The organism is Pseudomonas sp. PDM19 (assembly GCF_014852215.1).
GTDB lineage: Bacteria > Pseudomonadota > Gammaproteobacteria > Pseudomonadales > Pseudomonadaceae > Pseudomonas.
The window spans coordinates 1,103,689-1,120,318 of the sequence record NZ_JACVBG010000003.1; the positions used below are offsets into that span (position 1 = coordinate 1,103,689).

Annotated in this window: 17 protein-coding genes and 1 pseudogene; 8 read left to right on the forward strand and 10 right to left on the reverse strand. The window is 65.4% G+C overall.

The window, feature by feature from the left end; translation table 11 throughout:
• Positions 1–3: 3 nt before the first annotated feature.
• On the reverse strand, positions 4–219 hold the full coding sequence (locus IB273_RS21030; protein ID WP_045210039.1) for a DUF3820 family protein: 216 nt from the start codon (positions 217–219) through the stop codon (positions 4–6).
• Positions 220–228: 9 nt separating this feature from the next.
• A complete protein-coding gene (locus tag IB273_RS21035) occupies positions 229–636 on the reverse strand; it encodes a quorum-sensing-regulated virulence factor family protein (RefSeq protein ID WP_017518004.1) in 408 nt (135 codons plus the stop codon).
• 331 nt (positions 637–967) lie between these two features.
• Between IB273_RS21035 and IB273_RS21040 the strand changes: the two genes are divergently transcribed.
• Positions 968–2,665, forward strand: coding sequence for an OmpP1/FadL family transporter (locus IB273_RS21040; protein WP_192224937.1), 1,698 nt, complete (start codon positions 968–970; stop codon positions 2,663–2,665).
• 153 nt (positions 2,666–2,818) lie between these two features.
• Positions 2,819–3,535, forward strand: coding sequence for a tRNA-uridine aminocarboxypropyltransferase (locus tag IB273_RS21045; protein WP_151186351.1), 717 nt, complete (start codon positions 2,819–2,821; stop codon positions 3,533–3,535).
• A gap of 66 nt (positions 3,536–3,601) precedes the next feature.
• Here the strand turns inward: IB273_RS21045 and IB273_RS21050 are convergent, their stop codons facing one another.
• Positions 3,602–4,486 carry a DMT family transporter gene (locus IB273_RS21050; protein WP_192224938.1) on the reverse strand — a complete coding sequence of 295 codons (885 nt, stop codon included), beginning with the start codon at positions 4,484–4,486 and terminating at the stop codon, positions 3,602–3,604.
• A 265-nt stretch (positions 4,487–4,751) separates the two neighbouring features.
• Here IB273_RS21050 and erdR point away from each other — a divergent pair, with 265 nt between their 5' ends.
• Positions 4,752–5,402: a response regulator transcription factor ErdR gene (erdR, locus tag IB273_RS21055; protein ID WP_024765291.1), complete on the forward strand. Its 651-nt coding sequence runs from the start codon at positions 4,752–4,754 to the stop codon at positions 5,400–5,402.
• 108 nt (positions 5,403–5,510) lie between these two features.
• On the forward strand, positions 5,511–5,882 hold the full coding sequence (locus IB273_RS21060) for a diacylglycerol kinase (RefSeq protein ID WP_024765290.1): 372 nt from the start codon (positions 5,511–5,513) through the stop codon (positions 5,880–5,882).
• A gap of 115 nt (positions 5,883–5,997) precedes the next feature.
• Here the strand turns inward: IB273_RS21060 and IB273_RS21065 are convergent, their stop codons facing one another.
• Positions 5,998–6,924, reverse strand: coding sequence for a LysR family transcriptional regulator (locus IB273_RS21065; protein ID WP_081517925.1), 927 nt, complete (start codon positions 6,922–6,924; stop codon positions 5,998–6,000).
• A 222-nt stretch (positions 6,925–7,146) separates the two neighbouring features.
• Between IB273_RS21065 and fpr the strand changes: the two genes are divergently transcribed.
• The gene (gene fpr / locus IB273_RS21070; RefSeq protein WP_081517926.1) at positions 7,147–7,923 is read left to right on the forward strand and encodes a ferredoxin-NADP reductase; all 777 of its coding nucleotides are present in this window, start codon (positions 7,147–7,149) and stop codon (positions 7,921–7,923) included.
• Positions 7,924–8,113: 190 nt separating this feature from the next.
• Here fpr and IB273_RS21075 read toward each other — a convergent pair whose 3' ends face one another.
• On the reverse strand, positions 8,114–8,527 hold the full coding sequence (locus tag IB273_RS21075; protein WP_192224939.1) for a VOC family protein: 414 nt from the start codon (positions 8,525–8,527) through the stop codon (positions 8,114–8,116).
• Between the two features lie 60 nt (positions 8,528–8,587).
• On the opposite strand from IB273_RS21075, the gene IB273_RS21080 reads away from it, so the two are divergent.
• Positions 8,588–8,890, forward strand: a complete 303-nt coding sequence (locus IB273_RS21080; protein ID WP_081517928.1) for a putative quinol monooxygenase — start codon at positions 8,588–8,590, stop codon at positions 8,888–8,890.
• Positions 8,891–8,898: 8 nt separating this feature from the next.
• Here the strand turns inward: IB273_RS21080 and tsaA are convergent, their stop codons facing one another.
• Together tsaA and IB273_RS21090 are read right to left on the reverse strand one after the other, a co-directional pair.
• Positions 8,899–9,597 carry a tRNA (N6-threonylcarbamoyladenosine(37)-N6)-methyltransferase TrmO gene (gene tsaA, locus IB273_RS21085; RefSeq protein WP_192224940.1) on the reverse strand — a complete coding sequence of 233 codons (699 nt, stop codon included), beginning with the start codon at positions 9,595–9,597 and terminating at the stop codon, positions 8,899–8,901.
• A gap of 57 nt (positions 9,598–9,654) precedes the next feature.
• The gene (locus IB273_RS21090) at positions 9,655–10,428 is read right to left on the reverse strand and encodes an SDR family oxidoreductase (RefSeq protein WP_192224941.1); all 774 of its coding nucleotides are present in this window, start codon (positions 10,426–10,428) and stop codon (positions 9,655–9,657) included.
• 173 nt (positions 10,429–10,601) lie between these two features.
• On the opposite strand from IB273_RS21090, the gene IB273_RS21095 reads away from it, so the two are divergent.
• Positions 10,602–12,185 (forward strand): ArnT family glycosyltransferase, encoded by a 1,584-nt coding sequence (locus tag IB273_RS21095; protein WP_192224942.1) that lies wholly within the window; start codon positions 10,602–10,604, stop codon positions 12,183–12,185.
• Here IB273_RS21095 and IB273_RS21100 read toward each other — a convergent pair.
• The 3 genes and pseudogenes from IB273_RS21100 to rimO form a co-directional block, all read right to left on the reverse strand.
• Positions 12,133–12,501 (reverse strand): DUF2784 domain-containing protein, encoded by a 369-nt coding sequence (locus IB273_RS21100; RefSeq protein WP_151186356.1) that lies wholly within the window; start codon positions 12,499–12,501, stop codon positions 12,133–12,135. The genes IB273_RS21095 and IB273_RS21100 overlap by 53 nt on opposite strands.
• A gap of 7 nt (positions 12,502–12,508) precedes the next feature.
• Positions 12,509–12,969, reverse strand: a pseudogene (locus tag IB273_RS21105) (DUF1456 family protein).
• Positions 12,970–13,018: 49 nt separating this feature from the next.
• Positions 13,019–14,341, reverse strand: a complete 1,323-nt coding sequence (gene rimO, locus IB273_RS21110; RefSeq protein WP_081517934.1) for a 30S ribosomal protein S12 methylthiotransferase RimO — start codon at positions 14,339–14,341, stop codon at positions 13,019–13,021.
• Positions 14,342–14,585: 244 nt separating this feature from the next.
• Between rimO and IB273_RS21115 the strand changes: the two genes are divergently transcribed.
• Positions 14,586–16,490 (forward strand): potassium transporter Kup, encoded by a 1,905-nt coding sequence (locus IB273_RS21115; protein ID WP_081517935.1) that lies wholly within the window; start codon positions 14,586–14,588, stop codon positions 16,488–16,490.
• Positions 16,491–16,630 lie beyond the last annotated feature (140 nt).

Genomic DNA, 16,630 nt, shown 5'->3' on the forward strand with positions numbered 1-16,630 from the left:
GCCTCAGCGCTTGAGCGCTTTGATCAGGTCGTCCAGGCCATCGATCTTCAGTTCCAGGGTCAGCTGCATCAGCCGGCCCAATTCGCCGGCCGGAAACTGCCCCTTTTTGTGGAACCACAGCAGGTACTCGTCAGGCAGGTCCACCAGCATGCGACCCTGGTACTTGCCGAAGGGCATCGGCGTACGCGCGATCTTCAGCAGCATTTCCTTGTCGAGCATGGGTGCGGCTTACTTCTTCAGCTTGATCTTGCAGCTGCCAGCGTCGAAGCGCTCGGTGGCGACCGGGGCGTTGGTCTTGTACTCGGTGAAGCTGTAAGTGAGGATCGCGCCCTCGGCCAGCAACTGGCGGTAGGCGGTGTTGCTGCAGACGCTGTCGCCCAGCTGGCTGCGCACGCTGTCGGGGTTCTCGCGCATGCGCTCGGCATGGCTGGCGCGCACGCTCAGGTGGTTGATCAACTGCGGGCCGTCGACGGTGTAGCCCTGGTCGAGGATGTCCTCGTTGATGGCGCGCGGGGTGCCTTCGCTGCTTTCCTTGGCGACCTTTTCCAGGGTCTGGGTCAGTTCGAAGTCCTTCTTCGACGCGGCGTGCGCGACGGGAATGACGAGGCAGAGGGCGAGGGCGGTGAGGCGCAGCATGGGCATCTCCTGACAATGGTGCCGATTCGACCGTGGCGAGCCTTCCGGGTTCGACGGTCATTCAAGCCGCCTATTGTCCCTTAAAACGGCGCGCCTGCCGAGGAACTGTTACCTCAGACCCCAGACCGCGCCGCCGGGCGGCCAACCCCGTCAAAGGATGGGGGGAGGATGGCGCCGCTCTCCGGTCACAACCTCTGCCCTCCGAGCGGGAGGGTCGACCATCGGGAGGTCCAGCCGCCGCGCAAGGCGGTGCCATTTTCATGCTGCTTCTGCGGTAGGGCGGACTCTTGTCGATGCGTCGGGCGAATCATCCCATCGCAGGAGAAGAACAATGACAAGAGTATTGCGCCCCTGGCCGCTTGCCCTGGGCTCCTGGTGCCTGATCGCAGTCCCCGCGCAGCAGGCCGAGGCGTCCGGTTATCACTTCGGCTCACAGTCGGTGTCCGCCCAGGGCACCGCCCACGCCAACGGCGCCGAAGCGGCCGACGCCTCGACCATCTTCTACAACCCCGCCGGCATGGCCCGCCTGCCCGGCAACCAGGTCACCGGCGGCCTGACCATCCTGCTGCCCAAGGGCGAGTACGATGACGACGGCTCCACCGACGTGTTCGGCAACCGCACCGGTGAGGGCGACGGCGACGCCGGCTCCTACCTGCCGGACGCGGCCGCCGCGCCGAACTTCTACTTCTCCCACCAGGTGAACGACACCATCAACATCGGCCTGGGCATCTTCACGCCCTATGGCGCCAAGCTCGACTACGAGAAGGACTGGAGCGGCCGCTACGGCATCCAGTCGGCCTCGCTGGAAACCGTCACCTTCAACCCGAGCATTTCCTTCCGCCTCAACGAGCACCATAGCGTCGGCTTCGGCGTCTCGGCCCAGTACATCCGCTCCATCCAGCGCGGCGCGGCCGACGTGAAGGGTGCCTCGCGGCAACTGGCCGGGCAGTTCGTCAAGGAGAATCAGGACGTCACCGAACTGGCCGCCTCGCCCCTGGGGCAGGCGGTGATCCCGCTGGTCTACGGCGTGCAGGTGCCGGAGGAGGTGACCAGTTGTAACGGCCAGAACGGTGATGCCTTCGTCGACTGCGTGGCGAAGAACTTTTCCGACAACGTCCAGGGCGACGGTTACTTCCGCGTGAAGGGTGACGACTGGGGCTACGGCTGGAACTTCGGCTACCTGTGGGAACCCACGGAGCGCACGCGCTTTGGTATCGCCTACCGTTCGCGGATCAAGCATGAACTGGAAGGCAAGACCAAGTGGAGCTTCTCCGACGTGCAGGGCACGGTGCCCTCGCCGGATACCGACCTCAGCGGCGGCCTGGACCTGGGCATCATCGAACTGCCGCCCAAGGACGCCATCCAGCAATTGTTCGACCCGGACCAGTGGGTCAACCCCGGCCAGTTCGCCGCCACCCGGCTGCACCCCAACTCCAATGCCAAGGTCACCATCGACACGCCCGAATCTCTGTCCATCAACGGCTTCCACCAGCTCAACGACAAGGTCGCGCTGATGGCCGACGTGACCTGGACGCGGCACTCGCGGCTGGACTCGGTGGATATCGGCATCGACCAGGTGCAGGGCTACCCGTACTTCAATGGCGTCAACGAGGGGGACCTGAGCGTCAAGCAGGACTGGAAGAACACCTACAAGGTCTCGCTTGGGATGAACTACCAGTTCAACGACGACCTGCTGCTGCGCAGCGGCATCGCCTACGACAAGACCCCGGTCAGCGGCGACGGGCTACGCCACCCGGCCTTCCCCGACGCCAATCGCAAGTGGCTGTCGCTGGGGGCCAACTACCACTTCACCAAGGACACCTCGGTGGACCTGGCCTACAGCTTCGTGAAGTTCGACAGCGGCAAGATGGACTACGCCGACGGCTGCTCGCCGGCTGGCTGGGCGCCCGGTTCCGGAGGGCTCTACGTCGATAGCGGCGTGCGCTGCACCGGTAACGGCGGCAACTACAAGGGCGAATACAAGCAGCAGATCCAGTTCATCGGCCTGGCGCTCAACCACAGCTTCTGAAGGCCGCTTATCTCCAAGCCACTTGCCTTGAAAGCCACCGCGCCGCTCGCAGGGAGGCGGGCGGCGGCTCTGGTACAATCGGCGGTCCGCAACCGTCGTCCCGTTCGAGCCTTCGATGTCCCGTTCGCTTTTCCTCATCCCGGTGGCTGCAGCATGAGCCACGCCGTCGCCCGCCTTCGCGATAAGCGCCTGGCCCGCTGCATCAAGCCGTTCTTCGCCCGTGGCTCACGCTCGCCGCGCTGCCCCGGTTGCCGCCTGCGGCCGAACTACTGCATGTGCAGCCTGCGCCCGCAGGTCGAGTCCAACTCGGCGATGTGCCTGGTGATGTTCGACACCGAACCGCTCAAGCCCAGCAACACCGGCTGGCTGATCGCCGAGACCGTGCCCGAGACCTGGGCCTTCGGCTGGTCGCGCATTGAGGTCGACCCGGCGCTGCTGGCGCTGCTCGACGATCCGCAGTGGCAGCCGTATGTGGTGTTCCCTGGCGAGTTCGTCCAGCCCGAGCGCGTGGTCACCACGGTGGAGCCGCAGGACGGCAAGCGCCCGTTGTTCATCCTGCTCGATGCCACCTGGAACGAGGCGCGCAAGATGTTCCGCAAGAGCCCGTACCTGGACCGCTTCCCGGTGCTGAGCATCACCCCCGATGCGCTGTCGCGCTATCGCCTGCGCCGCTCCAAGTTCGACGAACACCTGTGCACCGCCGAGGTTGCCGCGCTGTGCCTGGGGCTGGCCGGCGACCGCCGCGCCGGCGATGCGCTGGATGCCTACCTGGATGTGTTCAGCGAACGCTACCTGGGCTCCAAGCGCCAGCAGCCGCTGGACGAGCAGAGCCCGGCGCATCAGGCGTTGATGCCGTTTACCCAGCGATAACCTGCCTCGCCAACGCAACCTTTACAGACGCGGGTCATGCGCGCGCCTGCAGGCTTATTGGGTGTTTCAAGCCGCCTTGGCGTCAGCCTTCTTCGGCCACAGCTGAGCGACCAGCATGCCGGCGAGCATCAGCGCGCAGCCGAAGTAGCCGCGCACGTGCAGAGTTTCGTTGAGGAACAGCGCGCCGGCGATGGCGGCAAACACGGCTTCCAGCGAGAGGATGATCGCCGCGTGGGAGGCGATGGCGTGCTTCTGCGCGATGACCTGCAGGGTGAAGCCGGTGGCGACGCCGAACAGGCCGCCGTAGAGCAGGGCAGGGCCGGCCTGGAGGATGGCGTCGAGGTGAATCTCCTCGAACACCAGCGCCAGGATCATGCTCACCACCGCGCAGGTGGCGAACTGCAGGAAGGCCAGGCGGATCGGGTCGTAGCGGCTGGCGAACAGGCCCACCAGCAGGACGTGGCCGCCCCAGACGAAGGCGCCGGTCAGTTGCAGCCAGTCACCGGAAGCGACGTGGAAGTCCGGGCCGATGCTCAGCATCGCCATGCCGGTCACCGCCAGCGCAGCACCGATCCAGGTGCCCGTGCCGGCGCGATGACCGATCAGCAGGCCGAGCAGCGGCACGATGATGACGTACAGGCCGGTGATGAAGCCGGAGTTGGTCACGCTGGTGAACATCAGGCCGACCTGCTGCAGGTTGATCCCCACGGTCAGCGCGGTGCCGATGGCCAGACCGGCCAGGATCAGGCCGCGGTTGAACGGCTGGGCGCCGCGCTTGCTCGACCAGGCCAGCAGCGGCAGCAGTGCCATGGCGCCGAGGGTGAAGCGCAGGCCGGTATAGAGGAAGGGACCGATGGCATCCATCCCGAGGCGTTGCGCGACGAAGGAGACCCCCCAGATCATCGCGGTGAACAGCATCAGGAAATCGGCGCGCAGCGCATGGCTTTTCATCTTGTTCTCGTAACGGGCAGGAAAAAAAGCGGAACTCTGCCGTAACGCCGGGCCTTTGGAAAGGGGACAGGGTTCCCGGCGGGCACAGTGGCAGGGGCTTTCAGGCCATTGTGCATGTACTGCGAGGGACGTATTCGCGGCGGACAGCGAAGCCGCTCTTTGCGTACAATGTGACAAGTAGTGCTCTATCCGTGCTCCGACCTTTCCTGCGCAAGTCTGGCTGTTATCCACGGCGGGACTTCGGCGCGGCCTTCAAGGAAAATTCATGGCTTCCTACGAGATCCTGATCGCTGACGATCACCCGCTGTTCCGCAGTGCCCTGCACCAGGCCCTGACCATCGGTCTCGGCCCCGAGGCGCGGCTGTCGGAGGCGGCGAGTATCGCGGAGCTGGAGACGCGCCTGAACGAGAAGGCCGACTGGGACCTGGTCCTGCTGGACCTGAACATGCCCGGCGCCTATGGCTTCTCCGGCCTGGTGCTGCTGCGCGGGCAGTACCCGCAGATTCCGGTGGTGATGGTCTCGGCCCAGGAAGATGCCGCCGTGGTGCAGCGCTCCCGCGAGTTCGGTGCCAGCGGCTTCATCCCCAAGTCCAGCGAGCTGAGCGTGCTGCAGCAGGCCGTGCGTGCGGTGCTCGATGGTGATGTCTGGTGGCCGCCGCAGGTGGACGCCGTGACCGAGATGAGCGACGACGTGCGCGCCGCCAGCGCCGGTCTGGCCAGCCTCACCCCGCAGCAGTTCCGCGTGCTGACCATGGTCTGCGAAGGCCTGCTGAACAAGCAGATCGCCTTCGAGCTGAGTGTCTCCGAAGCCACGGTGAAGGCTCACGTGACGGCGATCTTCCGCAAGCTGAACGTGCGCACCCGCACCCAGGCGGCGTTGCTGCTGGCGCAAATGGAATCGGTGCCGGGGGCCTGAGGCCCGTCACATTCAGCCCCTGAGGCCGTCACATTCTGTAATGGCCTTGACCCCATTTTGACGATCGCTGGTATAGAGTGCCGCGACCTTTGCCTGTGAGAACCACACGTGTCCGCTTCCCCCTTCAAGGGCCAGACTGGCCTGAAACGCATCTTCAACGCCGCCGGCTACTCCCTGGCCGGCTTTGCCGCCGCCTTCAAGGGTGAAGCGGCCTTCCGCCAGCTGGTGCTGATCAACGTCATCCTGATCCCGCTGTCGTTCTTCTGCGACGTGACCCGCGGCGAACGCGCGTTGATGATCGCCGTGTGCCTGCTGGCGCTGATCGTCGAGCTGCTCAACTCCGCCATCGAGGCGGTGGTGGACCGGGTTTCCCTGGAGCGCCACCCGCTGTCGAAGAACGCCAAGGACATGGGCAGCGCCGCCCAGTTCGTCGCGCTGACCATCATCACCGTGACCTGGGCGGGCATCCTGCTCGGCTAAACGGTTTTCTGCAGGGGCTTTCGCAGGGCGGATAACGCGCCGGCGTTATCCGCCAGCAAGAGCCGGCGGATAACCTGTTCCAGGTTATTCGCCCTACGCCAAATCCGAAGTCCCGTCAGGGAATCATCGGCAGGACAATGTCGTCGCTGCGCGTGACCCCGGCGGTTTCGCTGCGGCATAGCTCGAGGAACTCGCGCATGGTCGCGGTCTGGTACTTCTGCCGGTGCCAGATGAAGTAGAACTGCCGGCGCAGGTCCAGGTCCGGCGTTTCCACCGGCACCAGGCTGCCACGGCGGAAGGCGTCGCGCAGGGCCAGGCGCGAGATGCAGCCGATGCCCAGCCCCGACTCCACCGCACGCTTGATCGCCTCGGTGTGTTCCAGCTCCAGTCGCACGTTCAAGGGCTCCACGTGATGGCGCATGGCCTGGTCGAAGGTCAGCCGTGTGCCCGAGCCCTGTTCCCGCAGAATCCACGCCTCCTCCGTCAGTCGCTCCAGGCTCGCGCGGCCTTCACGGGCGAGCGGGTGCTGCGGCGCGCAGAACACCACCAGTTCATCTTCCATCCATGGCTGCACCTCGATGTCCGGGTGCTGGCAGTCGCCTTCGATCAGGCCCAGGTCCAGTTCGTAGTGGGCCACGCGCTGCACCACGTGGGCGGTGTTATGCACATGCAGACGCACCCGGCAATCGGGCTGGCGCTGCATGAAGGTGCCGATCAGCAGGGTCGCCAGGTAGTTGCCGATGGTCAGGGTGGCGCCCAGGTCCAGGGAGCCGAAGGCGCTCTTGCCGTTGAGCATGTTCTCGATCTCGCTGCCGCGGTCGAGCAGGGCCACTGCCTGGGGCAGCAACTGGCGGCCGAGGGCGTTGAGTGTCAGGCGTTTGCCGGAGCGGTCGAACAATTTGCAGTCGAACTGTCGCTCCAGCTCGCCCAGCGAGGTACTGGTGGCCGACTGCGACATGGACAGGGCTTCGGCCGCGCGGGAGACGCTTTCCTGCTGGGCGACGGCGACGAAGACTTCGAGCTGGCGCAGGGTGAACTTCATGCTGTGGGGCTCCGGAGAAGGCTGCGCGACATTTCGTCACCCCGGCGTAGGAAGCACCTGACGGTATCCTTTCGCGGCGACTGGGCGGCCTTATCTGCGTTTTGGATTAGCAATATCCAGATAATTTATTTTGCGGATATTGTCGCCGCCTATAAAATGTCGCGCAATTGCGCTACGTCCGGGATCTGCTGGGGTGCGCCACGTTTCTCCTAGGAGTCCTTGATGAGCAACCTGTACACCGAGCGCGTTCTCAGCGTGCACCACTGGAACGACACTCTCTTCAGCTTCAAGACCACCCGTAACCCGGGTCTGCGCTTCAAGACCGGTCAGTTCGTGATGATCGGCCTGGAAGTCAACGGTCGTCCGCTGATGCGCGCGTACAGCATCGCCAGCCCGAACTACGAAGAGCACCTGGAGTTCTTCAGCATCAAGGTCCCGGACGGCCCGCTGACTTCGCGTCTGCAGCACCTGAAGGAAGGCGACGAGCTGATGGTCAGCCGCAAGCCCACCGGCACCCTGGTGCTGGACGACCTCAAGCCCGGCCGGCACCTGTACCTGCTGAGCACCGGCACCGGCATGGCGCCGTTCCTGTCGGTCATCCAGGACCCGGAAGTCTACGAGCGCTTCGAGAAGGTCATCCTGGTCCACGGCGTACGCTGGGTCAGCGAGCTGGCTTACTCCGACTTCATCACCAAGGTCCTGCCGGAGCACGAGTACTTCGGCGATATGGTGAAAGAGAAGCTGATCTATTGCCCGCTGGTTACCCGTGAAGAGTTCCACAGCATGGGCCGCCAGACCGACCTGATGCGCAGCGGCAAGCTGTTCGCCGACATCGGCCTGCCGCCGATGAACCCGCAGGACGACCGCGCGATGATCTGCGGCAGCCCGAGCATGCTCGACGAGACCAGCGAAGTGCTGAACGGCTTCGGCCTGCAGATCTCCCCGCGCATGGGCGAGCCGGGCGACTACCTGATCGAGCGCGCTTTCGTAGAAAAGTAAGCCGAGAAGTAAGAAGCGCACGACGCTTCAGTCGAAAGAACGCCGCGACTCCTTTGGGATCGCGGCGTTTTTTTATGCGCGGATTCCTGTGGTGCGGGACGTGGGGCGCATTACGCCAGCGGCGTCATCCGCCGAATTGGCGGATAACCCGTACCGGTTTATGCGCCCTGCGCGAGCGTCGAGGCACGGCTTATGCCAGGCACTGGCCGGAAACCGCCGGGTGATACAGCGGCTGCACCTTGTTCCCCGCCGGGTCGAGCAGGTGGAAGCTGCGCGCGCCGTCGCCATGGTCGAAAGGGCGGTCCAGCAGGGTCACGCCGCGCGCCTTGAAATACTGGTACCAGGCCTCCAGCTCTTCCACGCTGTCGACGACAAAGCCGTAGTGGTCCATGGTCTGCAGGCCGTTGGCCGCGCCGAAGCCGCGCCCCAGGGAGAGGTTGTCGTTGCCGCAGGTGAGGTAGACCAGGTCTTCGTTGGCGCGGTTGAGCACCTGCATGCCGAGTACCTCGACGTAGAAACGCTCGCACTCCTCGAGGTTCGGTACCAGCAGGGCGAGGTGGCGCAGGCCGTTGAGGCGGCCGGGGCGGGCAGGGAGATCGGACATGGACGCGGTTCCTTTTTTGTATACAATTTGATTTCAAATTTAAAACAAAAGGAACGTCCTGTGTACAGTCTGTTCATCAAGACCCGCGTGAAGCCCGGCAGCGCCGAGGATTTCCTCCACGCCATCAAGGCCAACGCCGCCGCTTCCGTGTCCAGCGAGCCCGGCTGCCTGGTCTTCGATGTGTCCCAGGATCGCCTCGATCCGGACGTGATCTACCTCTACGAGATCTACCGCGACGACGCGGCCTACGAGGCGCACACGCAAACCGCGCACTTCCGCGACAGCCGCCCGCTGGTGGAACCGCTGATCCTCGAGCAGGAGTGCTTCGAGAGCGACGTGATCGCCCTCAATCCGGTGGACTGACGCAGGCTTCAGTCGGCGGCGGGTTGCAGGTCCAGCACGCGGATTTCGCCGTCGCTGGGGTAGTGCCAGTGCATGTCAAGGTCCCACAGGCGCACGCCATAGCGGCGCTCGGGCGGCGGCTTCTGGTAGGCCGGGCGTGGGTCCTGGGCGAGGCACTGCTCGACCAGTTCGCGCACCGGCTGGCCGAGGCGCAGGCCGTGCTCATGGGCCTGGCGCAGGGCTTCGTCGCTCCAGTGCACGGCGATGGGTGCGGGCGGAGCGTCGGCGATGGCGTTGTGTGCGTCCGGCACGATATCGGCGTAGGGCACGTAGGGCTTGATGTCGATGACCGGGGTGCCGTCGAGCAGGTCGATGCCGGATAGCCAGAGGCGGCCGGGCTCGACCTTCTCCAGCTTCACCACCGACTGGCCAAGACCATTGGGGCGGTGGGTGGCGCGGGTGGCGAACACGCCCATCGACTGGTTGCCGCCCAGGCGCGGCGGGCGCACCTTCAGCCGCGGCTTGTCTTCCAGCGCCTGGTGGAAGAGGAAGATCAGCCAGACGTGGCTGACCTGCTCCAGGCCTTCCACCGCGTCGCCGGTGTCGAATGGCGGCAGCAGTTCCAGCACGCCGGTCGCGGCCGGGGCCAGTTGCGGCTGGCGCGGAATGGCGAACTTCTCCTTGAAGCAGGAGCGGACGTGGCCGATCGGCGAGATGCTGTGGGACATGGCGGCACGGGCTGTTGCTGGGGCCGCCATGGTACCCGATTCCCCTCGTAGCGGGGCTCAGCCGAGGTGGAAGCCGCCATCGATGGGGATGATGTTGCCGGTCATGTAGGCGCCGGCGGAGCTCGCCAGGCTGATTGCCAGGGCGGACATCTCTTCCTCGCGGCCCCAGCGGCGCATGGGGATGACAGCGGTGTCCTCGGCCATGGCCTGTTCGTCGTTGGCGATGTGGCGGGTCATCTTGCTGGGGAAGCGGCCGGGGGCGATGACGTTGACGTTGATGTGGTCCTTCACCAGTTCGCGGGCGAGCATGCGCGACAGCTGGTGCAGCGCGGCCTTGCTCGGGCCATAGGCGTAGGCGCTTTCGCCGTGGGAGGTGAGGCCGGCCACCGAGCCGATGTTGATCACCCGGGCCGGGTTCTGCGCGCTGCCGCCTTTCTTCAGCAGCGGCAGCAGTTGCTGGATGCAGCTGAACACGGCGGTGACGTTGAGTTGCATGACCTTCTCCCAGCCCGAGGCCGGGTAGCTTTCCAGCGGTGCGCCCCAGGTGGTGCCGGCGTTGTTCACCAGGATGTCGAGGTGGTCCAGGCGCTCGTTCAGCTCGGCGGCCAGGGCGCGCGCACCTTCCTCGGTGGCGAGGTTGGCCGGCAGGCCGATGCACTCGCCGTACTGCGACAGCTCGGCGGCGGTGTCGGCGCAGGCGGCGCCATCACGGGCGCAGATGATTACCTTGGCGCCGGCTTCGAGCAGGCCCTGGGCGATCATCCGGCCGATGCCGCGGGTGCCGCCGGTGACCAGAGCGGTCCGTCCGGCGAGGGAAAAGTACGGGTGCATGAGCCTCTCCTGGCTGGGTTTTCGCCTCACCCTAGCGGTATCGCCGGGGCGCTCCGAGCACTATCCAATCGGCAAATGCCGACGCATTACGCGATGGCTGCATTTTCTTAACCTGCGCATAACCATCGCTGCCCTAGTGTCCGGCGCACGTTCGAGAGGCCGGGGGCCGGGTGATGCAGGGTTGGAGTAACGATCGCAAGGCGCTGGCGCTATTGCTGGGCGCCACGCTGGTGCTGCTGGTGTTCGGGCTGGGCTGGCGCGAGGTCTGGGGGCCGGAAGTGCGCTGGGCGGACATTTCATTGCAGATGCTGCAGTCGGGAGACTACTTCGATCCCTACCTGCGTGGCGCGCCTTACTACGACAAGCCACTGCTGTCCTACTGGCTGATTACCGCGCCCGCCAGCCTGTTCGGCCTCAACCACTGGACGCTGCGTCTGAGCACCGTACTGGCCGGGCTGGGCAGCGTCTGGCTGACCTTGTGGCTGGGTGAGCGCCTGTTGCGCAAGGGGACTGGAGTGCTGGCCGGCTGGCTGCTGGCGACCACCTTCTATTTCCTGTTCTGGGCGCGGGTGGCAACGGCGGACGTGCTCACGGTGTTCGGCGTGCTGGCGGCGCTGGCCTGGTACTGGCGTGATCCGGAGAACACACGGTTCTCCGGCTACCTGGGCTTCTTCCTGATCCTGTCACTGACGTCGCTGTGCAAGGGGCTGATCGGATTCGTCCTGCCGGGGCTGGTGCTATTGCCGCACCTGTTCAGCGAGAGGCGCTGGCGTCGGCACCTGAACCTGCGGCTGCTGGCGGCGCTGGTGGTGGCCGGCGCGGCCTACGCGATTCCCTTCGTGCTGTCGCACTTCTACGGCCAGCCCAGCTACGGTGAGAGCGGCCTGGCGCTGGTGTTCCGCGAGAACGTCGTGCGCTTCTTCCAGCCCTTTGACCACGAGGGGCCGATCTACACCTACCTGCTTTACCTGCCGGCCTACACGCTGCCCTGGGCGCCGTTGTGGATACTCGGCCTGTGGTTCGCCGCGCGCCGCTGGCAGCAACTGCAACCCAACGCTCGCTGGCTGGTCTGGGCACTGGTGCTGCTGTTCGCCTTCTTCACCGCCAGCGGCGGCCGGCGCAGCTACTACGTGCTGCCGCTGGTGCCGTTCGCCCAGTTGCTGGCGGCCTGGTGGGTGGTCGAATCGCGGCACGAGCGCGGGCTCGCGGGGCTGGGGCGTATCTGGCCTCGGGTGGTGGGCGCGGGAGCGGTGCTGATGCTGCTGGTGGTTGGCGTGGCTTATCCGTGGAGCAACGGCGGTGGCGGGGTTCCGCTGTTCGCCAAGGAGGTGCGCGCCGCGGCGGAGCAGGCCGCGCCCTGGTCGAAGTGGCGGGTGCTGATCCTCGGCGATGACGATGCACGCCTGCCAATGTATCTGGAGCAGCGCGGCGAACGCCAGGCGCATCCGTTCCTCTATATCCACTCCGGTTATCCACAGGGCGACAGCGCCGCGCTGTTCGACTGGCTGCGCAAGACTACCGGCGAGGACTGGGACCCGGCGCGTACCCTGATCATTTCCCAGGTGACGCACGAAGGAAAGCAGCCGCTGAACTGGCTGACGGCGGATCACCGGCTGATCGAGTCGAGGCTCAACAATGGCCAGCGCCTGGGCCATGCGAAGAACAAGGAAGCCAGCCTGGCGTATCTGCCCATGACCAATCCGCTCAGCGCGAACGCAGTGCCCGGCGCAGCAGAAGCAGGTAAGGCGGCAGATTGACCGCGACCACCACGAGGCCGAGCACGACCTGGGTCGCCTCGGTCAGGCCGGCGGGGTAGATCAGCGGGATCAGGTAGTGCTCGACGAAGCCGCCGCTGTAGCCACTGTCGCCGGCCAGTGCGCGGAAGTGGTTTTCCAGCGGGGTGAGCGGGCAGTAGAGGTGGAGGAACTCCACCGCCATGCCCCAGGCCGCCGCCGGCACGTGCAGCCAGGCCAGGCGCGGCCAGCGCAGCACCAGCAGGCCGCCGAGCAGCACGAAGAGGATGAACCCCAGGTGCAGCAGGACGACGGCGTCGGCGGCCAGGCGATAGAGCACGTTGGCCTCAGCGCTGCTGGCGCTGGGTCAGGCCCTTGAGGAAGTTGCGCAGCAGCTGGTCGCCGCAGGGGCGGTAGTTGTTGTGGCCGGGTTTGCGGAACAGCGCACCCAGTTCGGTCTTGGTGACGATGAAGCTGACGCTGTCGAGGATCGCGAGGATGTCGTCATCGCGCAGCTCGAAGGCGACGCGCAGCTTCTTCAGGGTGATGTTGTTGGTCAGCGGCAGTTCCACCGGCGGCAGCGGGCGCGATTCGTCGCGGCCACGGCGATGCACGATCAGGCCGTCGAGAAGGGCGCCAGCACGCGGTCGCTGCACGGCTTGAAGTCCGGCTCGTCGTCGCGGGCGAGGTAGGCGCCGATTTCCTCGGCACTGACGTTGAACCCGGCCAGCGCGGTGATCTCGGCCACCTGGGCATCGCGGATGTCCAGCAGGTAGCGCAGGCTGCGCAGCACGTCGTTGTTGGTCATGTTCTTACCCTTGAAATGAAAAGCCCCGCTTCAGCGGGGCTTTTGCGGATCAGACCAGTTCGGCCCAGAGGTCGTACTCGTCGGCGTCGGTGATGCGTACACGCACCTTGTCGCCCGGCTTCACGTCGAAGCTGTCGATGTACACGGCGCCGTCGATTTCCGGGGCGTCGGCGTAGGAGCGGCCGACCGCGCCTTCATCGTCCACTTCGTCGATCAGCACGTCGATTTCCTTGCCGATCTTCAGTTGCAGGCGGGCGGCGGAGATCGCCTGCTGGTGCGCCATGAAGCGCTCCCAGCGGTCCTGCTTGACGTCATCGGGTACGACGTCCAGGCCCAGGTCGTTGGCCGGAGCGCCTTCCACCGGGGAGTACTGGAAGCAGCCGACGCGGTCGAGCTGTGCTTCGGTCAGCCAGTCCAGCAGGTACTGGAAGTCTTCCTCGGTCTCGCCGGGGAAGCCGACGATGAAGGTGGAGCGGATGGTCAGCTCAGGGCAGATCTCGCGCCACTTCTTGATGCGCGCCAGGGTCTTGTCCTCGAAGGCGGGGCGCTTCATGGACTTCAGCACTTTCGGGCTGGCGTGCTGGAAGGGGATGTCCAGGTAGGGCAGCAGCTTGCCCTGGGCCATCAGCGGGATCACGTCGTCGACGTTGGGGTACGGGTAGACGTAGTGCAGGCGCACCCACACGCCCATCGAGGAAAGCGCCTCGCACAGCTCCAGCATGCGGGTCTTCACCGGCTGGCCGTCCCAGAAGTCCAGCTTGTACTTCAGGTCCACGCCGTAGGCGCTGGTGTCCTGGGAGATGACCAGCAGTTCCTTCACGCCGGCCTTGACCAGGCGCTGGGCTTCGCTGAGCACGTCGCCGACCGGCCGGCTGACCAGCTTGCCGCGCATCGACGGGATGATGCAGAAGCTGCAGCTGTGGTTGCAGCCTTCGGAAATCTTCAGGTAGGCATAGTGACGCGGGGTCAGCTTGATGCCTTGCGGCGGCACCAGGTCGATCAGCGGGTTGTGCTCGGCCTTGGGCGGGATCACCTCGTGGACGGCATTGACCACCTGCTCGTACTGCTGCGGGCCGGTCACGGCCAGCACGCTGGGGTGCACGTCACGGATGCTGTCTTCGGCGACGCCCATGCAGCCGGTGACGATCACCTTGCCGTTCTCGGCGATGGCTTCGCCGATGGCGTCCAGGGATTCGGCCTTGGCGCTGTCGATGAAGCCGCAGGTGTTCACCACCACCACGTCTGCGTCCTGGTAGGTGGGAACGATTTCGTACCCTTCCATGCGCAGCTGGGTGAGGATGCGTTCGGAGTCGACGGTCGCTTTCGGGCATCCGAGCGAGACGAATCCGACTTTGGGTGTGGCGGTGGACATGTGCGGCTAACCTCGAAGGGCGCGCTGGCGGCGCCTCTGATCAAAAAGTGCGCAATTCTAGCGGCGTCCCGCGCACTTGACCAGCCTCTCTGGGACAAGCTGTCGCACGCCGCCTGACAGCCCCGTTCGCCCGGTAATTCCGGGCAACAGGCTCTATAGTCATTCAGAACCTTCGTACCCGGCTCTTGCATCGACGAAAGGGTCGGAGCAGGATGCGCCGAATTTTTTTGAGGAATTTTGTTACATGTCCGATGCAAGCGCCGGCACCGTTGAGCATGAGCAGCCCCATTCGAGCTCCGCGATCGGCCTGATGGTCGGCGCCGTGGGCGTCTGCTACGGCGATATCGGCACCAGCCCGCTGTACACCCTCAAGGAAGTCTTCGTCGGCGGATATGGCGTACAGGCCAACCACGACGGCGTGCTCGGCGTGTTGTCGCTGATCTTCTGGTCGCTGATCTGGGTAGTGTCGATCAAGTACGTGATCTTCGTACTGCGCGCCGACAACCAGGGCGAGGGCGGGGTGATGGCGCTGTCCGCGCTGGCTCGCCGCGCCGCCGCCGGGAAGCATCGGTTGCAGGCAATGGTGGTGATCGCCGGCCTGATCGGTGCGGCACTCTTCTATGGCGACAGCATGATTACCCCGGCGATCTCGGTCCTCTCGGCCATCGAGGGCCTGGAGATCGCCTTCGACGGCCTGGAGCACTGGGTGGTGCCGCTGTCGTTGATCGTGCTGGTCGGCCTGTTCCTCATCCAGAAGCACGGCACCGCGCGCATCGGCATTCTGTTCGGCCCGGTGATGGTGGCGTGGTTCCTCGCGCTGGCGGCGCTGGGCGCCTACGGCGTGTCGCGGCAGCCGGAAGTGCTGAAGGCGATGAACCCGGCCTGGGCCTTCAACTTCTTCGTTTCCCATCCGGGCATCGGCGTGGCCATCCTCGGCGCCACCGTGCTGGCGCTGACCGGCGCCGAAGCGCTGTACGCGGACATGGGCCACTTCGGCCGCAAGCCCATCGCCCGTGCCTGGTTCGCCCTGGTGCTGCCGGCGCTGGTGCTGAACTATTTCGGCCAGGGCGCGACCATCCTGGTCAACCCGGAAGCCGCGCGGAACCCCTTCTACCTGACCGCGCCGGGCTGGGCGCTGGTGCCGATGGTGGCGCTGTCCACTGCGGCGACAGTGATTGCATCGCAAGCCGTAATTTCCGGCGCCTTCTCGCTGACCCGCCAGGCCATCCAGCTCGGCTTCGTGCCGCGCATGTCGATCCAGCACACCTCCAGCCACGAGCAGGGGCAGATCTACATTCCGGGCGTGAACTGGGCGCTGATGGTCGGCGTGGTCCTGCTGGTGCTGGGCTTCGAATCCTCCGCCGCCCTGGCCTCGGCCTATGGCGTGGCGGTGACCGGGACCATGCTGATGACCACCCTGCTGATGGGCGTGGTGGTCTGGCTGCTGTGGAAGTGGCCGCTGTGGCTGGCGATTCCGTTCTTCCTGATGATGCTGTTCGTCGACACCCTGTTCTTCGCCGCGAACCTGCCCAAGGTCGTTCAGGGCGGTGCCTTCCCGGTGATCGCCGGTATCGGTCTGTTCATCCTGATGACCACCTGGAAGCGCGGCCGCCAACTGCTGGTGGACCGCCTCGACGAGGGCTCGCTGCCGCTGCCGCTGTTCATTTCCAGCATCCGCTCGCAGCCGCCGCACCGTGTGCAGGGCACCGCCGTGTTCCTCACTGCCCGCACCGACGCCGTGCCCCATGCGCTGTTGCACAACCTGCTGCATAACCAGGTGCTGCATGAGCAGGTCGTGCTGCTCACCGTGGTCAACGAAGACAGTCCGCGCGTGCCGCCGGACCGTCGCTTCGAGGTGGATGCCTACGGCGAGGGCTTCTTCCGCGTGGTGCTGCACTTCGGCTTCATGGAAGACCCGGACATCCCGCAGGCGCTCAAACTGTGCCACCTCAACGAGCTGGACTTCAGCCCGATGCGCACCACCTACTTCCTCAGCCGCGAGACGGTGATCCCGTCCAAGCTGATCGGCATGGCGCGCTGGCGCGAAGCGCTGTTTGCCTTCCTGCTGAAGAACGCCAATGGCAACCTGCGTTACTTCAACCTACCGCTGAACCGGGTGATCGAGCTGGGGACGCAGGTGGAAATCTGAGTTTTCGCTGTATGAAAAAACGCGCCCAATGGCGCGTTTTTTCATTGTGGGTGCAGCCCCGTGCTGATGGCTCTTCGCAGGGGCGAACTGCATCGCTGTGCAGGAAATCAGGATCGCCCCCCGACCGCCACCACAGGCTC

Bases quoted from the DNA above. Each gene is read 5' to 3' on its own strand.
- IB273_RS21095 (WP_192224942.1), top strand. From the start codon at position 10,602: ATGCAGGGTTGGAGTAACGATCGCAAGGCGCTGGCGCTATTGCTGGGC.
- IB273_RS21040 (WP_192224937.1), top strand. From the start codon at position 968: ATGACAAGAGTATTGCGCCCCTGGCCGCTTGCCCTGGGCTCCTGGTGC.
- IB273_RS21075 (WP_192224939.1), bottom strand. From the start codon at position 8,527: ATGTCCGATCTCCCTGCCCGCCCCGGCCGCCTCAACGGCCTGCGCCAC.
- IB273_RS21030 (WP_045210039.1), bottom strand. From the start codon at position 219: ATGCTCGACAAGGAAATGCTGCTGAAGATCGCGCGTACGCCGATGCCC.
- tsaA (WP_192224940.1), bottom strand. From the start codon at position 9,597: ATGTCCCACAGCATCTCGCCGATCGGCCACGTCCGCTCCTGCTTCAAG.
- IB273_RS21115 (WP_081517935.1), top strand. From the start codon at position 14,586: ATGTCCGATGCAAGCGCCGGCACCGTTGAGCATGAGCAGCCCCATTCG.
- erdR (WP_024765291.1), top strand. From the start codon at position 4,752: ATGGCTTCCTACGAGATCCTGATCGCTGACGATCACCCGCTGTTCCGC.
- IB273_RS21045 (WP_151186351.1), top strand. From the start codon at position 2,819: ATGAGCCACGCCGTCGCCCGCCTTCGCGATAAGCGCCTGGCCCGCTGC.
- fpr (WP_081517926.1), top strand. From the start codon at position 7,147: ATGAGCAACCTGTACACCGAGCGCGTTCTCAGCGTGCACCACTGGAAC.
- IB273_RS21050 (WP_192224938.1), bottom strand. From the start codon at position 4,486: ATGAAAAGCCATGCGCTGCGCGCCGATTTCCTGATGCTGTTCACCGCG.
- IB273_RS21065 (WP_081517925.1), bottom strand. From the start codon at position 6,924: ATGAAGTTCACCCTGCGCCAGCTCGAAGTCTTCGTCGCCGTCGCCCAG.
- IB273_RS21035 (WP_017518004.1), bottom strand. From the start codon at position 636: ATGCTGCGCCTCACCGCCCTCGCCCTCTGCCTCGTCATTCCCGTCGCG.
- IB273_RS21090 (WP_192224941.1), bottom strand. From the start codon at position 10,428: ATGCACCCGTACTTTTCCCTCGCCGGACGGACCGCTCTGGTCACCGGC.
- rimO (WP_081517934.1), bottom strand. From the start codon at position 14,341: ATGTCCACCGCCACACCCAAAGTCGGATTCGTCTCGCTCGGATGCCCG.